The following is a 23374-nucleotide window of genomic DNA, read 5'->3' on the forward strand; positions in this document are numbered from 1 at the left end:
AACGGACGAATTGCGTGCATAGAAAAACAAATTAGATCGTTTTCAGATTCTAATAGATAAACCATTAAAACATAAAAAATGAAAACCTTAAAGATTGCATCACTTTTTACATTGAGTTTGATGCTTGTATTTTCAGCTTCCGCGCAGAAAGATAAAAGCAAAAGGCCAAGTCCTCCAGCTCAGGTATCCCAAGAGATAGATGGCACCAAGATTACGGTAGATTATAGCAGGCCGTCTAAACGTGGAAGGGAAATTTTCGGTAGCCTTGAAGAATATGGAAAGGTATGGCGAACAGGGGCTAATGAGTCTACCTGGATTGAAGTATCGGATGATGTAGAAGTAGAAGGAAAAAAGCTGGCGGCAGGAAAATATGGACTATTTACCATTCCTGGAAAAGATGAATGGACAATTATATTCAACAAAAAATGGGACGGATGGGGCGCTTATGAGTACAAGGAATCAGATGATGTACTTCGAGTGAAAGTGGAGCCAGTAGCTATGGATGGGGTAGTTGAAACCTTCACCATCGATATAGCAGATAATGGAGATGTGAGCCTGGCGTGGGATCAGACGCAGGTAACTTTTTCAATCCGCTAAGATTTTAAAACAAGTAAAAAGCCCGACAAGTCGGGCTTTAATTTTTACACGATATTTAGATTCTGCTCCTTAATTTTTTCAAGCTCGTCTTTCATCATTACGACCGTTCGCTGAATTTCAGCGTGATTGGCTTTTGAACCTATCGTATTGATTTCACGACCAATCTCCTGGGAGATAAAGCCTAATTTTTTCCCTGCACACTCTTCTTTATTTATCACTTCATCAAAGTAATCCAGGTGTTGTTTTAGCCGTACCTTTTCCTCTGAAATATCAAGTCGCTCCATGTAAAAAATCAATTCCTGTTCGAATCGATTTTCGTCTACTTGCACTCGGTCTCTGATTTCATCCAAATTCTTTTGAATTCTGGATCGAATGTTTTCAGATCGGCTCTCATCATTTTCTTCGACACTTTTCAGTCCATTTCGGATATTGGTAATGTATTCTAGTAGTTTTTCCGTTAAGGCATCCCCCTCCTTTTTTCTAAAATCGATGCACTGATCGATGGCAGCATTTAAGCTAGAAATAATATCATTTTTTGGTAGAGCTTCAGGATCGAGTTCTTGCTGTTTAATTACATCTGGAGCCTGCAATGCCAGTTTAACCAGGTCTGAGCTTTCTTCATTTACTGCTTTGGAAAGCTGATCAAATTTTTTGAAATAGGCCTTGAATCTGGCCTCATCGACTTGCACAGATAGGTCGGCATCTGCAGCCATCTCCAGCTCAATATTGAGCATCACTTTTCCACGCTTCAGTCTATCTGTAATTACGCCTCTAATAGCGGCTTCCAGAGCTGATAGTTCCTTCGGAATACGCGGGGAGAAATCCAGAAATTTGCTGTTCAGTGCTTTGATCTCTGTTTTGATCAATAGATTTTGGCTGGTGCGTTCATCTCGCCCATACCCGGTCATGGATTGTTGCATATGTGCAAAGTTAACCTTTGGACTAAAAGTCTAGGCCAAGAGTGAAATAAAACCGATAGTCTTTCACTTCACCATCAATGTAAGGACGGGCTGCATCGAACTTGATGTAGTAGCCAAACAGGACAGTTCTGAGCCCAAATCCAAATCCACCAAGCCATGGGTTTTGGAATTTGACAATCTCGGCAGAGAACGGATTACCTTCAAACTTTCGGGTAATAGGCCTGCCATCTTTAAATGGAGGTGAGCCTGTCCAGACCGATCCGATATCTCCAAATCCGATGATCTGAAAGTTTCTCAGGAAATTAGACTTGATCGGGCCATTGGTCAAGTATTGAAAAAGTGGAATTCTCAGCTCACTATTAAAAACCAATACATCAGAGCCATATGCCTCATTGTAGTCTAGCCCCCTTAAGTTGGTTACGAACTCATTGAAAAGAATGTCACTATTGTCTTGTCCATCGGTAATGGCCAAAGGATCCTGCTCACCTTGTATTTCAGCATTTGCAAACAACCAATTGTCCATACCTCCCAGCATATAATCTTTGCGTGCTGGTCCCATTTGTTTACCATATAGGATGCGATTGGCCCAGGTGATTTCACGATGAATTTTTTGGTAATGCCTGAAGTCAAACCTCAGGTTACTGAAGTTCATATTGGAATTTTCGGTATGAAAATAAGTGGTGTATTCCAGCAAGGCACGAGTTCCCTGAAACAGATTAAAAGACCTTTCAACCGTGTTGTCAAAAATAAATGATATGCTTCCTCCGGCATACCTTTCCCGACTGTTTTGAGCTAGTTCGTTGGATTGGCCAGTTACACTTAAATAATTGAGGTTGGTAAATGAGGTTTCTGTAAAGAAGGGAGATACCTCAGCTCGGAATGTGTGAGTGACAGGTAAAGCGGCTGTTAACTTAAAACGATTCAATTTGTATTTATGCCGGAAGGTGTTGTTCTGATTTTCCAGGATGTAAGTCTTACGGTCAAGCCGGACTTTAAAATCCATCCAGTATTTCAGATAATGCAATTCTGCAAACAAATCGCCCTGCTTGAAGTCTGTTTTTAATAAGGCCCCTCCCTTGATTTTATAATTTTCCAGTACATCATTGATCTCCGTTTCCATGAACATCATGAAGTTTCGGTATGGATCCCATAAGAAAGATGTAATCACATTATTAAACTGAAATCTTGGATTGTACGGTATAGGGCCTAGGCGTTCATTTTCCTGCTCGAAACTCTGATACTTGCTAAAGAAGGATTCTGGCTGGAAGGAAGATTCACTTTCGTCTTCAAAAACATAATTGTCTGTGTCTATCCAGTTTGGATCATCTTCGACTATTGTACTGTCAGAAGATTCCTCTCCTTCAAAATCAAAGTCATCCGTATCGAATTCATCTTTAGGTGTAACATCTGTCTCTCCCTTGTTCTCTGTTTCAGCATTTCTTAAGACACGAGTGACTACTCGTACGGCATTTTCTCTCCGCTTACGAGGTGTTTCGGTCGTGAATTTGCTGGTATTTAAATTGGTTATTGTGTCATAATAAACACGCTTTTCGCCTTCACCAAGCATGGAATAGGTAAGACGATCCGGATTGAAGTGTAAGTCGTAGCTAAGTATGCTTTTGTCAAAATTGGTGATTTGTGTGTTGATCGAGTCATAGAGGTTATATCTGTAAAGGTTTGATATACCTTGTTGATCACTGAGGTAATAAATCTCATTAATATTTTTTGCGTATGGCTTGCGATCTTCAGCATACGAATTGGTTAACCTGAAGAAGTTGGTTGTGGTTGTGTCCAGGTCGTAAACGAAGAGATTAAAATTATTATCCAGCGTTTCAAGAGGAACATCACTAACATTTACAGAGTCACTTGCACGATTTGAACTGAAAACAACGGCGGCTGTTCCAGGAACAAAAACCGGGTCTAGGTCATCATAAATATCTCTGGTAATTCTACGTAGTGCATTTCTATTCATTGCAATAAGAAAGATGTCATTTTGACCATCTATATCACCGGATATTACAGCAAGTCGTCCATTGTCATTGAATGTAAAGCTCTCAACCTGTCTGAATCGATTGAGCGGTTTTTGCCCTTTGTCACCTGTATCTACATTGAAGGTGTTGAGATAGAGAAACCCTCTCTTGAATAGAACTACTCCCACTGTACTATTGTCCTGCCAGTCTAACAGGGGAAGGTGTTTGTCTACATCTTGTCCATTAATTCGATACCCACCCGTGACAATCTTTTTTGAATTGCCAGTCTTTAAGTCAGTTACATACACTTGATATTTTCCGTTTTTCAGCATCGCATAGGCCACTTTATCCGCATCCTTGTTGAAGCTGATTGAACTGGTAATCAGATCCTTTGAGTTTCTAATATCTTCAAGTAGTCGATCTTCCCCTACATTGGTATAGTTCTCTTCTACTTCTAATCGTTGGAGGAGGTAATAATTTTGCCAATCATCAAGAAATGTTTTGAAGGAAACACCAAGTGTATTAGCGATGCTGTTTTCTTCTTTGCGGATGATTCGAGTCAGGTTGAGGATGTTAGAAATATTTCCTTCTCCATATTTCACAGCAATGAAATTCCAGATACTCTGCCCGACGATTCGAGCAGACTCTCCATCAATGCGTTTTAGCTTTTTGATTTTCTTTCTACTCATATAATCGCGTAGATAGTCATCCATTTCTCTTGACCATCCATAGGCGATATACCTCGCTGCGCCATCTATAAACCAATCAGGCAAAGTCAACAGGTAGCTGTTTTGAAAAATCTCGGCCAAGCTACCTCCATACATCATATCATTGATCAGCGTACTGGCCAGTTTGTAAATGAGGTCTTCTTTGAATTGATTCGCCTGCCCCGGGTAAGCCACTTCTAACTGGAGCTTTACAAACTCAGTTCGTCCGCCAATGGTGTAAACTGCTCCATCGATTCCAACATTACTTTGTTGTAAATCATGAATGGAATTATAGATGAAGATTTTTGTTTTGCTATAAGGAGCATAACCAAGTTTATCGGTCAGTTCAACGAATTTATCCTCTAGGAAATCAATCGCCTCCAACGCGTATTCCTGACCTCCGGGATAGTAGTAAACATCAAAATTATTTGTGCTGTAATAGTACCAATCAAAGTTCTTATACTGAATTCTATTTTGTCCAAAAGGGGTCGTGTAGTGCTGGCTAAATGCCATACCCACAATAAAAAAGTATGGAATGATGTATTTAAGAAACCCTTTGAACATGTACTTCTTCGTCTATCTCACTTTTTCCTTGCAAAACATCCACGAAATGTTCTGCAAAATACGGTGCTAAAGAAACACCTTTCGTGCCAAAACCATTAAAAATCGCTAAAGTTTTATGTGTTTTATGCAAACCAATATACGGTTTTCTGTCATGTGTAGCCGGCCTAACACCCGCTCTTTTATCAATTATTTGATATTTGCCTATATACAACTTTTTTAACCTTTCCTCAAGCGATTTGATTCCTGATTCCTGGGGTTCATAGGTGAGGTTATCGTGATCGTATGTCGAACCTACTGTAAAAAAACCATCTTTTGGTATCATAAACACCCCCTGATTGATAATATAATCAGATTCCAAATCAACTTTAATGTCCATTACCTCACCTCTGACCGGTCTGAAAGGCAACTGCCAATAAGGATTTTCGGGAAGAGAGCCTTCACAGAAAATGACTTTACCTGCGGTTATATTTTCGTATTGAACACTACCCTCTTCCATTCTTAGTTTATTATAATCAAACACTTCACTCCTGTAAATTCCCTTATGCTGCAAATAATTCTTCATGACCATCAACATCTTCGGCAAGTCAACATATCCGGAATAATCCAGTATGATTCCTCCAAGCCGGTCATTTACATCAGGGTATCCAATGCTTTTTTTTCTAAACTCTTTCAGGAAGTTCTGGTGTCCTTCATTAGCCACTTTTCCATCCCAATCATTTTGGTCCTCAATGGATTTAAAAGGACGATAAATAGGAATCTGATGTAAAAATGTGTCCTCTAGTTCATGCTCCAGCTGTTTGTACTGCTCTTCTAGCGTTGGGAACAGCTGATCAGCACGCCAGGTTTTTACCATTTTTCGTCCCGTAATCGGGTTATAAATTCCAGCGGCTTTTTTGGATGAGGTTTTGTCTATGTCCTTGTCTATCACCAGAACAGACAATTCCCGCTTCAGCATCTCAAAAGCGAGCCACGAGCCCGCAAGACCTTGCCCCACTACGATATAGTCCACCTTAATTTTTGGCACTTTACTTTTGTAAACTCAAAGACATAAAACTATATCAGATGAAGATAAAATCATTCGTTTTCAACCCGTTCTACGAGAATACATATGTGGTTTCTTCGGAAAAAGGAAATTGCTTGATTTTTGATCCGGGATGCTATGAAGATTACGAGGTGGAAGAACTGAAAGAATACATTCATATGAACGATCTGAAGGTAGTTGCAATAATAAATACGCACTGTCATATCGATCATGTGCTAGGCAATGATGAGCTAAAAGCGATCTACAAGGTTCCATTAAAAATCCCTGAAAACGAAAAAGAAGTATTTGGCTCCATACCCGCTTACGCACCCCAGTGGGGCATGTCAGGCTATCGGCATACGGAGGTAGATGAATTTTTAAAAGGAGAAGATACTTTGACGCTTGACGAAGTGCAGATGAAAATGATCGAGGTTCCCGGTCACTCACCCGGTCACCTGATGTTTTATATTGAGGAAGAAAAATTGATGATTGGAGGAGATGTGCTTTTTAGAGAAAGCATCGGGCGAACGGATCTACCCGGGGGGAACCACGATGACTTGCTTAGAAACATTCAGGAGAAAGTGTATACGTTACCAGAAGATGTTCAGGTTTTGCCAGGGCATGGTCCTGCTACCACTATTGGACATGAAAAAGTACATAACCCGTTTGTAAAAGGATGAAGAAGCACATCCCCAACTTTCTGACTTGTGTCAATCTGGCAATTGGATGTGTAGGGATTTATTACACCCTGACTGGCCAGGAGATTAGCGCATTCTATTTCGTGATAGCAGCAGGGCTATTCGATTTTTTTGATGGGTTTGCTGCAAGAATGCTCAAAGTACAATCTGAAATTGGGAAGCAGCTAGACTCCCTTTCTGATCTGGTTTCGTTTGGCCTTTTGCCTTCCTTCTTTATGTTATCCTGGCTTCAGGGTAGTTCAGATTATTTTTGGATAGCTATTGTCATTGCTGTTTTTTCGGCCATTCGACTTGCTATTTTCAATATCGATGAATCTCAGTCCGATAGTTTTAAAGGGTTGCCTACACCTGCCAATGCAATCATGTTGACTTCCCTCATTTTTCTACCATTTGAGATTTACGAATACACATTGATCAGCATTTGTATTTTTTCAGCAATCATGTTGGTATCACCTGTCCGTCTCATTGCATTGAAATTCTCATCAGCAAGATGGAAAGGAAATGAAGACAGGTGGGTGTTGATTCTGGGAGTATTGACTCTTCTGATTGTATTTCAATGGACATCTTTGCCCTATTTAATCCCTTTTTACATACTGGTGTCTGTCGTTTCTTTTGTTGCTCGGTTTACCAGATAGAATTTTTGCCTTGAAGTATGCGTTTAACATAAGAATGAAGAGAATCGGATGCTACATTTTGGGGCTGGTGCTGGTTCAGTTCACATGGGCACAGTCTTCCGTTTTATCAAGTGGAACCTGGTATAAACTAGGTATCACGGAAACGGGCATCTATAAAATTGACCGTAATACATTGGATGTCCTCGGTGTTTCGTCCTCTATTGATCCTCGGAAGATTAAAATCTATGGAAACGGAGTAAAAGGCATTTTACCTCAGTCCAATAGTGAATCCAGACCTGAAGATTTGATTGAGAATGCAATATTTGTTTCTGGTGAATCTGATGGCTCCTTTGGTCAAAATGATTTTATCCTTTTTTACGGTGTGAGTCCGAATAAGGAATCCTGGACAGAAGCAGGGTTTGAATACGAGAAAAACATTTATTCGGATACGGCCTATTACTTTCTACGAATAGGAGGAGCAGAAGGAAAGAGAGTCACTGCTAAACAAAACCTTGCGGGTTCTGCTACGAGCACTATCACAAATTTTCACGATCATATTGTGTTTGAGGAAGACGAGGTTAATCTGATTTCCTCAGGAAGAGGATGGTATGGAGAAACATTAACTAGTGGCGAATCACAGTCTTTTTCACATCAGATAAATGGGCTTTCCTCTTCCATTGATTTGACATTGAGTGGTGTCAGTCAATCATCAGAGTCTGCTTCCTTTGACATTTTTTCAGGCACTAACTCAATTGGCTCCATTTCAATTGCTTCAGTTCCGGACGGCCCGGGAACAACCTATAGTGTAAAGGCCAGGCAGGAGGTCGGTGAATTCACATTACCGAGCAATTCAACCTTTGATTTAGAGATTGAGTTCAACGGGAACGCCTCAGGTGAGCGTGGGTACATTGATTATTATAAGATGACTTTCCAGCGAAATCTGAGGTTATACAATTCAGAAACTCATTTTCGATGGAGTGAAAATGTAGGGGAAGTATTGCAGTATGAGGTTGGTAATGCGGCTGAGTCTACTATCTGGGATGTTACTGACCCGACCAATATTCGTGAGCAGGAATTTTCAATCAGTGGAAATAAGGCTCTATTCAAGAGTCAAAGCTCTGGGGTGGAAGAGTTTGTGGTTTTTGTTGGAAATGATTTCCCAACTCCATTTGTCTTTGGTTCAGTCTCGAATCAAAATTTAAAAGGAAACTCCAGCTTTGATGGTATCATAGTCACACATCCGGGTTTCGAGGCTGAGGCAAATCAATTAGCACAATTTCATCAAATCCATGATGGATTAAATATTCAGGTAGCGACCACAACGGAGGTTTACAATGAATTCTCATCAGGAAGACAGGACGTCTCGGCAATTCGTGATTATGCAAAATATGTTTACGATAAGGGAGGACAGCTTAAATATTTACTGCTTCTCGGAGATTGTTCTTATGATTTTAAAGATCGGATCATTGACAATACCAACTTCGTTCCAACGTATGAGTCGAGAGAGAGTTTTCATCCCATTTTCAGCTACTCTTCAGATGATTATTTTGGCTTTCTTGAAAATGATGAGGGTGAATGGGTTGAGTCATTGGCTGGAGATCACACCATGGAGATTGGCGTGGGACGCCTTCCGGCCAAGTCCAAAGAGGAGGCAAAAGCAATGGTGGATAAAATCATCTACTATAGCACCAGCCCAAATACGCTAGGCAAATGGCGAAGTGAAGTGACCTATGTAGGGGATGATGGTGATGGGAACATTCATGCAAGACATGTGGAGGAGTTGTCCGAGCTAGTTGACACTACCTATGCACAATACAATATCAATAAAGTGTTGCTTGATGCATTCGTTCAGGAAGCATCCGGCTCCTCAGAAAAATCTCCTCAAGCCAGTGCGGCATTGAAAACAAGAATCAAGAATGGAACCTTCTCTGTCAATTTCATTGGGCATGGAAACGAAAGGCTCTGGATGGAAGAGGAGATTCTAACCCGTTCGGATATTGATCAACTGACTAATAGAAACAAGCTCCCAATTTTTGTAACCGCCACGTGTGAGTTTGGTCGATATGATGATCCGATTAGGGTTTCGGGAGCGGAAGAATTGCTATTGTCAGAACAAGGAGGTGGCATTGCATTGCTCACCACTAGTCGGCCGGTGTTTGCCAGTACTAACTTTAGTCTGAATCAGGCTTTTCATGAAAACATTTTCCGAAAGGAATCCAACCAAAACCTGAGGCTTGGAGATGTTATACGCCTCACAAAGAATGAGGGGTTAGAAGGACCCGTCAATCGAAATTTCACACTTTTGGGAGACCCAATGATGATGCCTGCTTTTCCAAAGCTGGATATCGTAATTAATAAAATTGGAAGTGAATTGGATACGCTAAGTGCTCTGGAGGAGATAACATTTACTGGTCAGATAGAAGAAGGCGGATCGATTCGAATGGATTTTAATGGACGCCTCATTGCTGCTATTTACGATGAGGAGCAAAATTTTAAGACTCGTGGACAGGAAAGTACCCCATATACTTATAAGTTGAGAAGTAACACTCTTTTCAGAGGAGAAGCGACAGTAGCAGAAGGAGCATTTACCTTCACGTTTATCGTGCCCAAGAATATTTCCTATCAGTACAAAAGAGGAAAAATGAGCCTTTATGCATGGGATAAGGACAATAACATTGATGCGGGCGGATCTTCTCGAGAATTTGTCATTGGCGGTACGAATCAGAGTCCAGCGGAGGACAAGGAAGCTCCAATCATTTCTGCTTTTATGAATGATGAATCTTTCAGGAATGGTGATGTCGTTGGGGATTCACCTTTACTGATCGCGAATATTGAAGATGAAAGTGGAATCACCACAACGAGATCCGGTGTTGTGCAGGGGATTACGCTAACGATTGAAGGAGAGACCTTTAACCTCAATGATTTCTATACAGCAGAGGCAGATAATTATCAGCGGGGTACGGTGGTTTATCCACTACAGAATTTGGAAACAGGACACTACAGTGCAATTCTCAAAGTTTGGGACACGCATAATAATGCATCTGAGGCATCCATTGATTTCACAGTGACAGATGAACCTGTCTTATTTGTATACAACCCTGTTACCTATCCTAATCCGGTGCAGAGTTCCACTACTTTTGCTTTTGACCATGATCGGGAGGACGAAGATTTATATGTGACACTAATGATTTATGGGTCTGGTGGGGATGTGGTGAGCAAGGAAGAACTATTGTATGAAAACAGCCAGCGAAATGTGGAGATCCCTTGGAATGCACAAACGGATACCGGTGAGCGGTTAATACAGGGTATTTACTATGCCCGGTTAATTATCCAGAGTAGATTGGATGGTGCAATGAAAGAAATCACACAAAAGCTCGTTATTGTAGATTATTAGCACTTTAGTTATTTGAAAATCAGCAGTTTTATTCAAAATATTAATTGGTATTCACCTGATAATGTTAAGTTTGGCATCCTTTTATAAATTCATTCGAATGAATCATCTTGAGAAGAAGATATTCGCAATCCTTCTGGTTTTTGCAGCTGTTCCGACTTTAGGTCAGTCTTCCTTTATTTCTGGACAGGACAGTCTCAGAAACCCCATTACAGTAGCCGTTCCGTTCTTAGGCTTTGCACCGGACAGCCGGGCATCAGCCATGGGAGATGTCGGTGTGGCCACCTCCCCTGATGCAAATAGTGTGCACTGGAACAATGCCAAACTGGCTTTCATTGAAACGGACATGGGATTTTCTTTCTCTTACTCACCATGGTTGGGAAATATCGTTGATGACATGTCTTTGAACTACCTATCGTTTTATAAAAAAATTGATCAGACCCAGACGTTTGCTGCCTCTTTTAGATATTTTGATCTTGGGGAGATTGCGCTTTACGATGAGTTCGCAAATCCGAATGGGGTGGAGAATCCAAGTGAGCTTGCATTTGATGGAACTTATTCCAGAAAGCTTTCTGAAAACATGGGTGTCGGCGTTACCCTTCGTTTTATTTGGTCTAATCTTGCTGGTAATATAACCGGAGCTCCTGATGCTAAAGCCGGAACCTCTGTGGCGGTGGATCTGGGGTGGTATTACACCAAACCTTTCCTCCTATCCGGTAAAAACTCTGAGCTTTCAATCGGTGCTCATCTTTCTAATATTGGCCAGAAAATTACTTACAGTGCGGAAAGCAATGAAAACTTCATACCGGCCAACTTTAGGCTTGGTTCAGCATTTAAAACAAACCTAGACCCATACAATACAATTACCCTGGCATTTGATATTAATAAGTTGATGGTTCCTACACCCCCTATTTATCAAACGGATGGAAGTGGAAACATTGAAACAGACAGTGACGGAAATAAGATCATAGCAAAGGGAAAAGACCCGGATCGACCACTATTATCCGGAACTTTTGGCTCCTTTGGTGACGCACCCAGAGGATTTAAAGAAGAGCTCCAGGAACTCACCTATTCAGTGGGTGCAGAATATTGGTACAGAGATATTTTTGCCGCTAGAGCAGGGTACTTCTCTGAACATAAAAATAAGGGTGACCGAAAGTATTTTACAGTAGGTGCAGGTTTTAGGTATCAAATTTTTGGGTTCGATTTCTCTTATTTGATCCCGAAGGGACAAAATCATCCATTGGCTGATACACTTCGAATTTCATTGCTTTTCAATCTGGATAAAAGCCAGGACGGGGAAGGCTAATAGCTCAAAAATAAAGACATTTGAAAGGGAAGAGTTGACTGTGAGGAGTTGGCTCTTCCTTTCTATTTTTGCCAAAAATTATTTGTATGAACGCACTTTCCAAACGAATCAAAAGTATTCCTGAATCAGCGACACTAGCCATGGCGGCCAAGGCACGCGAGATGAAGGAAAAAGGAATTGAAGTTATCAGTCTTAGTCTCGGAGAGCCGGATTTCAAGACACCTAAGCATATTCAGGAAGGTGCGATAGCAGCCATCAACTCAGAAAACTACTTCGCTTATCCCCCGGTGAATGGATACCTTGATCTTAGAAAGGCAATTTCAGAAAAGTTCAAGCGAGATAATGGATTGGACTATGGCCCTGACCAAATAGTTGTTTCAAATGGAGCAAAGCAATCAATAGCCAACGTATTTATGGCCATCCTGAATCCGGGTGATGAAGTGATCGTGCTGACGCCATACTGGGTGAGTTATTCGGCTATGATTCTGTTGGCAGAAGGGAAGCCCGTGTTTGTTAGAGGGACGATTGAAAATGATTTTAAGGCGACCGCCGATCAGATCAAAGAAGCCCTTACAGATAAAACGAAAGCGATCATTTTTTCATCACCGTGCAATCCAACGGGTTCTGTATTCACAAGAGAAGAGCTTGAGGGGATTGCGGATGTACTGAGAGATAGAGAAGATATCACCATTGTTTCAGATGAAATTTATGAGCTGATCAATTTTGGGAGCAAACATGAGAGCATAGGAACCCTTGACGGGATGCTGGAACGAACCGTAACGGTGAATGGGTTTTCCAAAGGATTTGCCATGACGGGCTGGCGTGTTGGATATATCGGTGCACCATTGTGGATAGCGAAAGCCGCCAACAAGATGCAGGGGCAATACACCTCAGGAAACTGCTCGATTGCTCAGCGTGCTGCGTTGACAGCACTAACAGGTCCAATGGAACCTACGCATCTAATGGCCAAGGCTTACGAAGAAAGAAGATCGCTGGTCTATAATCTCCTCAAAGAAATTCCGGGGTTTGAAGTGAACATGCCACAGGGTGCTTTTTACTTCTTCCCTAATGTTAGACACTATCTTGGAAAGTCGCATGGTGACAAGAAAATTGAGACGGTAAATGACTTGTGTATGTTCTTGCTTGAGGATGCACATGTTTCATTAGTAACTGGTGAGGCATTTGGAGATCCGGAATGTTTGAGATTATCATACGCAGCATCAGAGGAGGAATTGAAAAAGGCCATTGCAAAAATGACCGTTTCTCTTGCTAAATTGTCTTAGTAATGAATTCTATTGAAGACGTATTTGAGGCATTTAAAGACAAAACAGTACTTGTTGTAGGAGACGTAGTGGTTGACTACTATATGAGAGGTAAGGCCAGTAAAATATCCAAGGAAGCTCCTGTTCCGGTACTTACATTGGAGAAAAAGGAAAGTAGACTGGGAGGAGCGGCTAATGTGGCAATGAACTTGAGAGCACTCGGAGCAACACCCATTCTATGTTCTGTGGTAGGGGATGACCCTGATGGCGAGGCGTTTGAGCAACTGCTGGATTATGAAAATATGCCGAATAAAGGCATCATTAGAAGTCAGAATAGAGTAACTACTACCAAGCTTCGAATTACATCGGGGTTACAGCACCTCATCCGTGTCGATAACGAAGATGTACATCCGTTAATTGATCTGGATCAAAAGTCCTTGCTTCATCATATTAGAAACCTGCTAGACGAATGTGACTTGGTGATTTTTGAGGATTATGATAAAGGAACGATTAATCCGGAGGTCATTGAGCAAACAATCAAGTTGGCAAAAGACAAGAATATTCCGATAGCAGTAGATCCGAAACGCAGAAATTTCACTAAGTACCAGGGAGTTTCGCTTTTCAAAGTAAATGTTGCTGATCTTCAGGATGGCTTGGATATTGAATTTGATGCACTTGATGAGGAACAACTCGCAAATGCAGCAACACAGCTGAAAGAAAGTGTAGCCGCTGATAACTATTTCATTACCCTTTCCAAGAACGGCATCTTCTATGATTCAGGTAAAGAGTCTGGTAAGCTTCGCTCTCATCCCAGGCAGATTGTGGAGGTACTGGGAGCAGGAGATACAGTGATTAGCATTGCGGGTCTTTGTTTAACGTTGGGATTGCCGCTGGAATTTATTGCAGAGCTGGCAAATATTGGAGGAGGAATGGTGTGTGAAATGCCCGGTGTGGTTCCAATAGATAAGGAAAAACTATTTCAGGAAGCCAAAGAAAATTCGATACTCAAAAAATATCTTTAATTTGGCTGGTGACAGCCATGAAAAGATTCGGAATAGTACTCATCATCCTTTTGTGGATGCCATTCAACTCCAGTAGCCAGGAGGTCATTGATGGCGTGATAGATTTATCCAAAACTGATCTTAAAAACAATGCTGTTCCACTTAATGGCGAGTGGGAGTTCTATTGGAATGAGCTTATCAAACCAGACTCCATTGATTATTTTGAGCCGGACTACTATAGGTTTCCAAAACTTTGGAACGGAGGAACAACTCGTGGAGGACAAAAACTCACCAGTTCAGGTTATGCCACTTACAGGGTGCGAGTCATTTTACCACCCAAAACGCCCGAGCTGGCGATTTCTTTAGGTGAGTCTTATAATGCATACCTCCTTTATTATGATGGGTTTGAATTTGGAAAAAATGGTAAGGTTGGTAAGCGAAAAGAAGATTCTACACCTGACTGGATGCCTAAAGTTCTATCCCTGGCCCGATATCAAAACACGTTGGAATTTGTATTACAGGTTTCCAATTTCAGACATACCAAAGGGGGTGTCAGAGAGCCAATCATGATTGGTGATCGGAAAGTGCTCAATGCAAAAAGAGATTTCGATTTTAGCTATGATTTTTTGTTAAGTGGAAGTTTGATCATGGGTGGACTTTTCTTCCTGGGCCTCTTCATGTTTGGACAGCATGAGCGTTCCGTACTTTTCTTTGCTCTATTCTGCCTCACATTTAGCTACCGAATGATTGGTAGCGGTGAATATGCGATCCATGCATTGTATCCCAATATGTCCTGGGAGTTGATTATTCGGGCAGAGTACCTGGCCCTGTTTATTCCCTGTGGTATTTTCACCATATATAGTTATTCCTTGTACCCCGAGGATAGCAAGAAAACCATATTGCTTGGTTTTTCAGTGATATCAGCAATATTCTCACTGCTTTCACTTTTTGCGCCTACCATAGTGTTCACTAAGTTGGTGGAACCGTTTTTCATCCTGGTCATCGTTGCAATTTTTTACCTGATTTATGTTTATTGGATTGCATATAAGCGAAATAGGACGGGGGCCCAATATGCTTTTGCCAGTACAGGCATTGTGTTCATGGTGGCGGTTTATCTGATTTCGGTTTATCTCACTCCAGTACAAGAAAACACTTTCCTCACCTTTATAGGATTTATTTTATTCTTCTTTTTTCAATCGCTAATTCTTTCTTTTCGATTTGCTCATTCATTGAAGAAAGCGAAGGACGCTGCGGAAGATGCGTCTAAAGCCAAAACAGATTTTTTGAGTACCATCTCACATGAGATTAGAACACCACTCAATGCGGTAGTAGGGATATCTCATTTTCTGATGAATGAAGAACCACGAAAGGATCAAAAGGAAAGCTTAGAATCTCTCCAGTTTTCAGCCGAACATCTTACAGCGCTGATTAACGACATTCTGGATTATAATAAACTGGAATCTGGCTCTATAGAGTTCGAATTTACGGAGGTAAACCTTGAGAATATGGCGAACAAGATCATCAAGGCTCATAGTGCATTGGCAAAAGAAAAAGGGCTGAGTTTGGTGCTTGAGCTGGATGAAAATATGCATTCAATGGTTCTTGCAGATCAAACCCGAATTTATCAAGTGCTCAACAATCTCATCAACAATGCACTGAAATTTACAGCCAAGGGATATGTTAAGCTCAAAACCACGGTCCTAAGCGATGATGAGCGCAAGCAAACGTTAAGAATTGAAGTGATTGATTCAGGGATTGGAATTCCATATGACAAGCAAAAGGTGATCTTTGAAAGGTTTACTCAGGCAGGCTCTTCTACGACCCGGGAATACGGTGGAACTGGTCTGGGTCTGGCAATTATCAGAAAAATTCTGAATATGGTAGGATCGGAGATATACGTAAAGAGCGAACCTGATTCAGGTACTATTTTCTGGTTTGATCTGGGTTTTAAAAAGGTGATGCATGAAGCAGTGGATGAGGCAGTGCAGGAAGAAGAGGATACAAACATTATTACTGGAAAGAAAATTTTGCTGGTAGAGGACAACCAGATGAATATCATGGTGGCCGAGAAATTCCTGAAGAAGTGGGAGCTTATTGTGGAAGTAGCTCATAATGGTCAGGAGGGAGTGGATAAAATGAGAGAGAATAAATACGACCTGGTACTAATGGATCTTCAAATGCCGATCATGGATGGCTATAAAGCCACCAGGAAAATCAGAACGTTTGATGAGAAAACCCCGATCATAGCCCTTACAGCGTCTGCCCTTTTAAAAGTTCGCCAGGATGTAATAGCAGCCGGAATGAATGACTACATCACCAAGCCTTTTGATCCGAACGAGTTAAGAAGAAAAATTGCGCTCTACATCAAGTATCAGTGAGTCGATAGCTCCTTCACTGATTCAATAAAATACTTCACTTTTTGCGGATCTGTATCAGGATAAACACCATGCCCCAGGTTTGCAATGTGTGGGTGATCACCGAAAGCTTCAAGCATTTTCTTCGTTTCATTCTTGATCAACTCATTGCGCCCATAAAGTGCACATGGGTCGAGATTTCCCTGAAGAGTCTTGTTGGGTAAGATTTCACGAGCTTGCCTTGGATCCATATTCCAATCCAACCCTACAGTTCGGCAGTTGATGTCTTTCATTTCAGGGAGCGCCCACCATGCGCCTTTTGCAAAAACAGTGACTGGCACCTCAGTGATCGCATCACAAATCCTGGAGATGTACTTAAGGGAGAATTCAGAATAATGTTCCGCCGGCAGCACTCCCGCCCAGGAGTCAAACACCTGCACCATATCAGCACCTGCCTGCACCTGCTGATTCAAATAGCCGATTGTAGACTCTGTAATCATATCAAGCAGCCTATGAGCCATTTTGGGTTCTGAGTAAAGAAGCCTTCTGGCTTTGGAGAAGGTCTTACTGCCACCCCCTTCTATCATGTAAGAAAAAATGGTCCATGGAGCACCTGCAAAGCCTATCAATGGTACCCTGCCATCCAGTTCTTTTTTCGTGATTTTGAGTGCTTCATACACATATCCCAAATCGGCAGGATCTGCCACCTTCAATGCTTCTAGATCAGATTCTGACTGGACTGTCTTGGGAAAGTGAGGCCCTTTTTTCTCCACCATCTCATAGGTAAGTCCCATGGCCTCAGGAATGACCAAAATATCGGAGAAAATAATCGCTGCATCTACTCCAAGTATATCTACCGGTTGTATCGTCACTTCAGCAGCTAAGTCAGGAGTTTCCACCAGCTCTTTGAAGCCGGACAAGCTGTTACGTACTGCTCGGTATTCCGGTAGAATTCGCCCTGCCTGACGCATCAGCCAAACAGGAGTTCGCTCGGTTTTCTCACCTTTGGCAGCTCTGAGTATAAGGTCATTTTTTAGCATGGCCGCAAAAATAGGCATGAACAAGAAACTCTGGCGACAAAGCCTCAGTTATTGGGCTAAACAAATAGTATCTTTGAGTATGGGCGTATTGTTTAACAGTTTTGAAGAGTGGAAAAAGGAATGCCAGGCAAACGATATTCCTTTATTCAAGCCTGTTCTTGATTTTGAGATTAATCAAAAGGGCAAGAAAGAAGAAGATATCTGGACCGGAATTGATCAGGCCTATCAGGTGATGAAGGAGGCTGTGCAGTCCGGGTTGAGTGAGGAGATGAACTCCTATTCCGGTATGATCAATAACGGGGCAAAAAAAGTGATGAACTTTCCTAAGTCTGTCCTTTCCCCGGAGTTTCAAAAATTGGTTGCTCGCGCTCTTGCTGCGAAGGAGGTTAACTCATGCATGGGTCGGGTGGTGGCAGCACCTACCGCGGGTGCGAGTGGAATACTTCCGGGCACTTTGGTGACACTTCAGGAAATCCATGACATTCCGGATCAAAAAATTTATGAGGCCCTTTTAATTGGTGCCGGGGTAGCTTTGATTTTGGAAAAGCGAGCTTCCATAGCAGGAGCTGTGGGTGGATGCCAGGCCGAGACAGGTGCCGCAGCTGCGATGGCTTCAGCCGGAATCACCTATTGTCTGGGTGGAAGTAATGATCAGATTTTCAATGCGGTCGCCATTACCATTCAGTGTATGCTGGGATTGGTGTGCGATCCGGTGGCCGGGCTGGTAGAAATACCATGTGTAGTAAGGAACGCAAGCGCAGCAGCAATCGCCAACTCATCAGCACAAATAGCACTCGCAGATGTGAGCCCGGTGATACCTGTAGATGAATGCGTGGACGCTATGGGTGAGGTAGGACAGAGTATGGAGGCACGATACAAAGAAACCGCGCAAGGTGGATTGGCTGCTACTCCTACAGGTCGCGCAATCTCAAAGCGTGTGCTGATTCAGGATATCGAAGTGATGGAAGATGAGCCCGAAGAGGATTAAAAAGCCACAAAATCCTCTATCAGCCAGAAGGCATACTTCACAATCAAGGTAATAACAGTGCTCCATAGAATAGCACTGATCCACATCCATTTAAGTATAAGTCTTTTCCTGGATCCAAGTAGGTTCACCAATAATCCACCTCCGGGAGGAGTGAGCACTAGTGGTGTAAGAAGACAAATACCTTTCAGTCCAAATGTTCGCCATATTTTCACAAATCGTCTACTCTTCTTTGTGAATACTCGCTTGGTTTTTCTAAACCGTTGAAAGAACCGATGAATCTCATTCCCGAAAAAAGTAAACAGGTAAATGGTCGTCATCATGCCCAGTGCAGTTAGTACAATGATGGCCGGAACAGGTAGGTCATTTGCTACACCGAACGTGGGGCCAAACACAAATTTGAGTCCACTGAGGAAGTAAACGGTAAAATATTTCAGGGCTGTGGCCATAATAGTTGGCTAACTTAAAGAGACTAGTTTAAAAACAGACGGCTCGAAACATTTTTAGCCCTTATCTTTGTCGCTTTTTACAAACTGAAGGTATGCTAAATCTGATAATATTTGGTCCTCCGGGAGCTGGAAAAGGAACTCAAAGTGAGCGACTAATTAAGAAGTACGGTCTGTGTCACATATCTACAGGCGATCTGTTTAGATGGCATACGAAAAACGATACTGAGCTTGGGCAAATAGTTAAAGAGATCATCAACAATGGTGACCTGGTTTCCGATGACATTACCATTGCGATGCTCAAGGAAGAAGTAGAAAAAAATCCTCAGGCGAGTGGTTTTTTGTTTGATGGTTTTCCAAGAACTGTCGATCAGGCGAAAGCGCTGGATACCTTAATGGAATCAATGGGCACTGCTATCCATGCAGTAATTGAACTGAAGGTAACAGAAGAAGAAGTGCGAAATCGTATTGCGAAACGAAAAGAGCTCGAAGGCCGTGCGGATGATGCTTCCGATAAGCTGGACAGAAGAATCGGAGAGTATTTCAATAAGACCGTTCACGTGCTTCCTTTCTATGAAAAACAAGGAAGGCTATCTACCGTGAATGGTATCGGTGATATCGATGATATTTTCTCGGAGATAGACAAAACCGTCTCAGCACTGGAGGTCTAGAGACCTATGGAATCCAACTTCATTGATTACGTAAAATTCTACGCCAAATCAGGTGATGGCGGAGCTGGGTCTGTGCATTTCCGTAGGGAAAAGCATGTCCCGAAAGGCGGGCCGGATGGAGGAGATGGCGGCCATGGAGGTCATATCATTTTACGTGGCAACAGTCAGTTGTGGACCTTGTTGCACCTGAAGTATCGAAAACACATCACCGCAGAAAATGGAGGTCATGGTGAGGGCAATCGTAAGTTTGGCAAGGATGGGGAAGACATCATTCTGGAAGTGCCGATCGGGACGATAGCCAAAGACGCTGAAACGGATGAAAAGCTGGTGGAGATCATGGAAGATGGCGAGGAGAAAGTGCTGCTTCCGGGTGGAAGAGGGGGTCAGGGAAACGTTCATTATAAGTCCGCCACGAACCAAACACCGCGCTATGCCCAACCGGGGATCGAAGGAAAAGAAGCTACGATCATCCTCGAGTTAAAAATCCTTGCAGATGTAGGACTGGTTGGCTTCCCGAATGCCGGAAAATCCACCTTACTTTCTGTAGTTTCTGAGGCTAAGCCCGAGATCGCAGATTATCCATTCACTACACTGGTTCCGAACCTGGGAGTGGTTCCTTATCGTGATTATAAGTCATTCGTGATGGCAGACATTCCGGGAATTATCGAAGGGGCTGCCGAAGGAAAGGGACTTGGAAATAGATTCCTTCGGCACATTGAACGTAATTCCATTCTGCTATTCATGATACCGGCAGATGCGGCAGATATCCGTAAGGAGTATGAAATTCTTAATGGTGAATTAAAAAAGCACAACCCGGAGTTAATGGATAAAGACCGACTTCTGGCCATTACCAAGTCAGATCTGCTGGATGAAGAGCTCATGACCGAAATGAAAGAGGAGCTACCGGAGGTCGAGACACTGTTTATATCAAGTGTTACGGGGCTAGGCATTCAACCTCTCAAGGATAAAATCTGGCAGCTGTTAAATGACTGACATATTGGCACATCAAGCCCCATTGGCAAAGAAATTGTCATTCCCAGAACGTCTTTAAGCAAGTTGAAAGAATGAAGGAAACAAAAGAAAAAGTGAATAAGGAGCAGGAACTATCAGAAGAGCAGGAAGCTCAGGCTCAGGAAGAGCAAGTGGAGGAGAATGAAGTAAACGCTGAAGAGGAGGAGGTTGAAGAATCAACCGAGCCGACACTTGAAGAGCAGCTTGGAGAGGCCAAGGATAAATACTTGCGTCTCTATTCGGAGTTTGAAAACTTCAGAAGAAGAACATCAAAAGAAAAACTTGATCTGATAAGTACCGCCAACAAAGACCTGATGGCTGACCTTTTGCCAGTATTGGACGACTTTGAGCGTGCGATGAATGCTTCAGAAGGTAGCGAAGACATCAAGGCGCTGAGAGAAGGAATGGAGCTGATTCAGAACAAGCTCAACAAATCCCTTCAGAACAGAGGGTTGAAGAAAATGGAAGTGAAAAAGGGCGATGCATTTGACGATGAGATGCACGAGGCGATCACCCAGATTCCTGCTGAAAAGGAATTGGAGGGTAAGATTGTGGATGTAGTGGAGCCCGGATATACCCTGGGAGAATCAGTGGTACGATTTGCAAAAGTGGTTGTAGGAGCGAAGCAATAACATGGCAAAAAGAGATTATTACGAAATACTGGGAGTAGACCGTTCGGCAAGTAAGGATGAGTTGAAAAAAGCATATCGGAAGATTGCGATCAAATTCCACCCGGACAAAAACCCCGACGATAAAGAAGCGGAAGAGAAATTCAAAGAGGCGGCAGAGGCCTACGAGATTCTTAGCAATGATGAGAAACGTCAGCGCTACGATCGGTTCGGTCATCAGGGAGTTGGTGGAGCCGGTGGCGGTTTCAGTGGCGGTGGCATGAACATGGAAGATATCTTCTCTCAGTTCGGAGATATTTTCGGTGGTGGCGGCAGCCCGTTCGATAGCTTCTTTGGTGGCGGTGGCCGTGGGGGTCGCAGAACCAGAAAGGGCACCAACCTACGGATCAAGCTTAAGCTCACACTTGAAGAAGTCGCTCACGGTGTTGAGAAGAAAATCAAGGTAAACCGGCTCATCGTAGATCCGGATACTAAATTTCAAACATGTTCCAGCTGTAACGGTACCGGTCAGGTACGCAAGGTGATGAACACCATGCTGGGACAGATGATGAGCACCTCTACATGTCCTGCCTGTGGTGGCAGTGGACAGACAGTAGAGAGTCGGGCAGCAGGAGTGGATAGCTCAGGACTGAAGCGACAAGAGGAGGTGATCCCAATCAAGATACCGGCAGGGGTAACGGACGGCATGCAGCTTTCCATGTCAGGAAAAGGAAACGAAGTAGCAGGTGGTATACCTGGCGACCTGTTGATCCTGGTGGAAGAGGAGGAGCATGATATATTGAAACGAGACGGTAATAATATCATCTACGATCTGTACATCAATTTTATAGATGCAGCTCTTGGGACATCCATTGAAGTACCTACCATAGACGGGAAAGTAAAGATCAAAATCGACCCTGGAACTCAGAGCGGAAAGATCTTGCGCCTGAGAGGAAAAGGAATCAAATCCGTGGAAGGTTACGGTCAGGGAGACCAGCTGGTTCACGTGAATGTCTGGACGCCTAAAAAGCTGAGCGCTGATGAGAAGGAGTCCCTTGAAGCATTGCGTGATTCACCCAATTTCCAGCCGGATCCGGGAAAAGCAGATAAAAGCTTCTTCGAGCGAATGAAGGAATTCTTTTAAGCGCAGAAACTGCATAGAAGTCATAAACAACTTAGGGTTCTTTGTGAAAACCTTAGTGTTCTCTTTGGTTAAACACCAAAGTTTTTATCTAAATCGACTCACGATTCGCAACCTCTACATAACCTATCCGTAATAAGAATCCATGTTGCGGTTGGTATTGATGGCAGGGATCGCTCTGCTTACGAGTCAAAGTGCGCTTGCACAGCTAAAGAAATTTTACACAATAAAAGAGTCAGCCGAGTTCGATACCGTTGACTTTTATCTTAAAGCAACTGCTACAAACTGTCTGCTGAAGCAAGCCGATGCAGACAACAATCCACTAACAATTTACGGAAACCCCGATCTGGATAAGATCAATCCTACGTTTGCCAGCAAGGTGAAAAACGGAACCTGCAAGGCTAAGTTGGTACTGGACGAATACAATTCGTCCGGGTTTGGTGACAGCTTCTCCATGGCCGTTTCCCGCAGTGACAAAGACAATGACTTCTGGAAGGTAAATCTGAATAAAAGCGAAATCTACCGATTGAATCTGATCTACGGATTTGGCAATGCCGATGTAAACCTGACCGGATCCTCAGTACAACGAATGAAGATCAAATCAGGAAGTGCAGATATCGTGGTGGGCTATGATGATGGCAACATGAACCCGATCCAGATGGACACCTTTTTTGTGAAGGCGGATTTCGGATCTATCGTAGCGAAACGAATGGATCTGGCCAGAGCCAAAAATGTAATTACCAAGATCGGTTTTGGAAATGTGCTGCTTGACTTTGATAGTGAGATGAAGGAACGATGCAGCATCGATGCGTCGGTAGGTGCGGGTAACCTCGAAATACTACTCCCGCGCGATGGAACCCCGATCATTATTGAAATACGCGACTCACCGCTTTGCGCAGTAAAACTTGCTGATGGATTTGAAGAGGTAGAGAAAAATGTGTTTGTCAATATGAGCTACGATGCAAACGCTGAAAACCTACTCTCCTTCAACGTAGATGTCGCTCTCGGCATGGTACGCTTCAAGTACGCTGACTAATTTTTTTAATTTCAGAACTACTTTTTAA

Annotated in this window: 19 protein-coding genes; 14 read left to right on the forward strand and 5 right to left on the reverse strand. The window is 42.7% G+C overall.

The genetic code is table 11. The annotated features are described in order from the left end of the window. Nucleotides 1-78 precede the first annotated feature (78 nt). The gene (locus ACOQON_RS00695) at nt 79-597 is read left to right on the forward strand and encodes a DUF2911 domain-containing protein (RefSeq protein ID WP_420577008.1); all 519 of its coding nucleotides are present in this window, start codon (nt 79-81) and stop codon (nt 595-597) included. Nucleotides 598-641: 44 nt separating this feature from the next. Here the strand turns inward: ACOQON_RS00695 and ACOQON_RS00700 are convergent, their stop codons facing one another. The 3 genes from ACOQON_RS00700 to ACOQON_RS00710 are packed head-to-tail and all read right to left on the reverse strand — an operon-like array spanning nt 642 to nt 5782. After that, nucleotides 642-1517, reverse strand: coding sequence for a YicC/YloC family endoribonuclease (locus tag ACOQON_RS00700; protein ID WP_420577009.1), 876 nt, complete (start codon nt 1515-1517; stop codon nt 642-644). Nucleotides 1518-1539: 22 nt separating this feature from the next. Next, the gene (locus ACOQON_RS00705) at nt 1540-4758 is read right to left on the reverse strand and encodes a translocation protein TolB (RefSeq protein WP_420577010.1); all 3219 of its coding nucleotides are present in this window, start codon (nt 4756-4758) and stop codon (nt 1540-1542) included. Next, nucleotides 4739-5782, reverse strand: coding sequence for an NAD(P)/FAD-dependent oxidoreductase (locus tag ACOQON_RS00710; protein WP_420577011.1), 1044 nt, complete (start codon nt 5780-5782; stop codon nt 4739-4741). The genes ACOQON_RS00705 and ACOQON_RS00710 overlap by 20 nt, the downstream gene beginning before the upstream one ends. A 38-nt stretch (nt 5783-5820) precedes the next feature. Between ACOQON_RS00710 and ACOQON_RS00715 the strand changes: the two genes are divergently transcribed. The 7 genes from ACOQON_RS00715 to ACOQON_RS00745 all read left to right on the forward strand — a co-directional run bounded on the left by ACOQON_RS00715 (nt 5821) and on the right by ACOQON_RS00745 (nt 16432). After that, nucleotides 5821-6459 (forward strand): MBL fold metallo-hydrolase, encoded by a 639-nt coding sequence (locus tag ACOQON_RS00715; protein ID WP_420577012.1) that lies wholly within the window; start codon nt 5821-5823, stop codon nt 6457-6459. Further along, nucleotides 6456-7112, forward strand: coding sequence for a CDP-alcohol phosphatidyltransferase family protein (locus tag ACOQON_RS00720; RefSeq protein WP_420577013.1), 657 nt, complete (start codon nt 6456-6458; stop codon nt 7110-7112). Before ACOQON_RS00715 ends, ACOQON_RS00720 begins: the two co-directional genes overlap by 4 nt. A 34-nt stretch (nt 7113-7146) precedes the next feature. Continuing rightward, nucleotides 7147-10485 (forward strand): type IX secretion system sortase PorU, encoded by a 3339-nt coding sequence (gene porU, locus ACOQON_RS00725; protein WP_420577014.1) that lies wholly within the window; start codon nt 7147-7149, stop codon nt 10483-10485. 97 nt (nt 10486-10582) lie between these two features. After that, a complete protein-coding gene (gene porV / locus ACOQON_RS00730; RefSeq protein ID WP_420577015.1) occupies nt 10583-11791 on the forward strand; it encodes a type IX secretion system outer membrane channel protein PorV in 1209 nt (402 codons plus the stop codon). 86 nt (nt 11792-11877) lie between these two features. Next, nucleotides 11878-13074, forward strand: coding sequence for a pyridoxal phosphate-dependent aminotransferase (locus tag ACOQON_RS00735; protein ID WP_420577016.1), 1197 nt, complete (start codon nt 11878-11880; stop codon nt 13072-13074). A 2-nt stretch (nt 13075-13076) separates the two neighbouring features. Next, complete coding sequence (locus ACOQON_RS00740) at nt 13077-14075, forward strand: bifunctional heptose 7-phosphate kinase/heptose 1-phosphate adenyltransferase (RefSeq protein ID WP_420577017.1); 999 nt, start codon at nt 13077-13079, stop codon at nt 14073-14075. A 17-nt stretch (nt 14076-14092) separates the two neighbouring features. After that, nucleotides 14093-16432, forward strand: coding sequence for a response regulator (locus ACOQON_RS00745; RefSeq protein ID WP_420577018.1), 2340 nt, complete (start codon nt 14093-14095; stop codon nt 16430-16432). On the opposite strand, the gene hemE is transcribed toward ACOQON_RS00745, so the two are convergent. Continuing rightward, complete coding sequence (hemE, locus tag ACOQON_RS00750; protein WP_420577019.1) at nt 16426-17466, reverse strand: uroporphyrinogen decarboxylase; 1041 nt, start codon at nt 17464-17466, stop codon at nt 16426-16428. The genes ACOQON_RS00745 and hemE overlap by 7 nt on opposite strands. A gap of 61 nt (nt 17467-17527) precedes the next feature. Between hemE and sdaAA the strand changes: the two genes are divergently transcribed. Beyond that, entirely contained in the window at nt 17528-18436 is a 909-nt protein-coding gene (sdaAA, locus tag ACOQON_RS00755) for an L-serine ammonia-lyase, iron-sulfur-dependent, subunit alpha (RefSeq protein ID WP_420578668.1), read from the forward strand. On the opposite strand, the gene ACOQON_RS00760 is transcribed toward sdaAA, so the two are convergent. Beyond that, entirely contained in the window at nt 18433-18882 is a 450-nt protein-coding gene (locus ACOQON_RS00760; protein ID WP_420577020.1) for a hypothetical protein, read from the reverse strand. The two genes, sdaAA and ACOQON_RS00760, sit on opposite strands and share 4 nt — an antisense overlap. A 92-nt stretch (nt 18883-18974) precedes the next feature. Between ACOQON_RS00760 and ACOQON_RS00765 the strand changes: the two genes are divergently transcribed. From ACOQON_RS00765 to ACOQON_RS00785, 5 genes are all read left to right on the forward strand, one after another. Further along, nucleotides 18975-19550: an adenylate kinase gene (locus ACOQON_RS00765; RefSeq protein ID WP_420577021.1), complete on the forward strand. Its 576-nt coding sequence runs from the start codon at nt 18975-18977 to the stop codon at nt 19548-19550. A gap of 6 nt (nt 19551-19556) precedes the next feature. Then, on the forward strand, nt 19557-20543 hold the full coding sequence (obgE, locus tag ACOQON_RS00770; RefSeq protein ID WP_420577022.1) for a GTPase ObgE: 987 nt from the start codon (nt 19557-19559) through the stop codon (nt 20541-20543). Nucleotides 20544-20614: 71 nt separating this feature from the next. Next, nucleotides 20615-21193 (forward strand): nucleotide exchange factor GrpE, encoded by a 579-nt coding sequence (locus ACOQON_RS00775; protein ID WP_420577023.1) that lies wholly within the window; start codon nt 20615-20617, stop codon nt 21191-21193. A gap of 1 nt (nt 21194) precedes the next feature. Beyond that, nucleotides 21195-22313 carry a molecular chaperone DnaJ gene (gene dnaJ, locus ACOQON_RS00780; RefSeq protein ID WP_420577024.1) on the forward strand — a complete coding sequence of 373 codons (1119 nt, stop codon included), beginning with the start codon at nt 21195-21197 and terminating at the stop codon, nt 22311-22313. A gap of 142 nt (nt 22314-22455) precedes the next feature. After that, a complete protein-coding gene (locus tag ACOQON_RS00785; RefSeq protein ID WP_420577025.1) occupies nt 22456-23346 on the forward strand; it encodes a hypothetical protein in 891 nt (296 codons plus the stop codon). Nucleotides 23347-23374: the final 28 nt, after the last annotated feature.

Origin of the sequence: Ekhidna sp., from assembly GCF_965221965.1 — a bacterium.
Classification (GTDB): domain Bacteria; phylum Bacteroidota; class Bacteroidia; order Cytophagales; family Cyclobacteriaceae; genus Ekhidna.

Bases quoted from the DNA above. Each gene is read 5' to 3' on its own strand.
- ACOQON_RS00695 (WP_420577008.1), top strand. From the start codon at position 79: ATGAAAACCTTAAAGATTGCATCACTTTTTACATTGAGTTTGATGCTT.
- ACOQON_RS00700 (WP_420577009.1), bottom strand. From the start codon at position 1,517: ATGCAACAATCCATGACCGGGTATGGGCGAGATGAACGCACCAGCCAA.
- ACOQON_RS00705 (WP_420577010.1), bottom strand. From the start codon at position 4,758: ATGTTCAAAGGGTTTCTTAAATACATCATTCCATACTTTTTTATTGTG.
- ACOQON_RS00715 (WP_420577012.1), top strand. From the start codon at position 5,821: ATGAAGATAAAATCATTCGTTTTCAACCCGTTCTACGAGAATACATAT.
- ACOQON_RS00720 (WP_420577013.1), top strand. From the start codon at position 6,456: ATGAAGAAGCACATCCCCAACTTTCTGACTTGTGTCAATCTGGCAATT.
- porU (WP_420577014.1), top strand. From the start codon at position 7,147: ATGAAGAGAATCGGATGCTACATTTTGGGGCTGGTGCTGGTTCAGTTC.
- porV (WP_420577015.1), top strand. From the start codon at position 10,583: ATGAATCATCTTGAGAAGAAGATATTCGCAATCCTTCTGGTTTTTGCA.
- ACOQON_RS00735 (WP_420577016.1), top strand. From the start codon at position 11,878: ATGAACGCACTTTCCAAACGAATCAAAAGTATTCCTGAATCAGCGACA.
- ACOQON_RS00740 (WP_420577017.1), top strand. From the start codon at position 13,077: ATGAATTCTATTGAAGACGTATTTGAGGCATTTAAAGACAAAACAGTA.
- ACOQON_RS00745 (WP_420577018.1), top strand. From the start codon at position 14,093: ATGAAAAGATTCGGAATAGTACTCATCATCCTTTTGTGGATGCCATTC.
- hemE (WP_420577019.1), bottom strand. From the start codon at position 17,466: ATGCCTATTTTTGCGGCCATGCTAAAAAATGACCTTATACTCAGAGCT.
- sdaAA (WP_420578668.1), top strand. From the start codon at position 17,528: ATGGGCGTATTGTTTAACAGTTTTGAAGAGTGGAAAAAGGAATGCCAG.
- ACOQON_RS00760 (WP_420577020.1), bottom strand. From the start codon at position 18,882: ATGGCCACAGCCCTGAAATATTTTACCGTTTACTTCCTCAGTGGACTC.
- ACOQON_RS00765 (WP_420577021.1), top strand. From the start codon at position 18,975: ATGCTAAATCTGATAATATTTGGTCCTCCGGGAGCTGGAAAAGGAACT.
- obgE (WP_420577022.1), top strand. From the start codon at position 19,557: ATGGAATCCAACTTCATTGATTACGTAAAATTCTACGCCAAATCAGGT.
- ACOQON_RS00775 (WP_420577023.1), top strand. From the start codon at position 20,615: ATGAAGGAAACAAAAGAAAAAGTGAATAAGGAGCAGGAACTATCAGAA.
- dnaJ (WP_420577024.1), top strand. From the start codon at position 21,195: ATGGCAAAAAGAGATTATTACGAAATACTGGGAGTAGACCGTTCGGCA.
- ACOQON_RS00785 (WP_420577025.1), top strand. From the start codon at position 22,456: ATGTTGCGGTTGGTATTGATGGCAGGGATCGCTCTGCTTACGAGTCAA.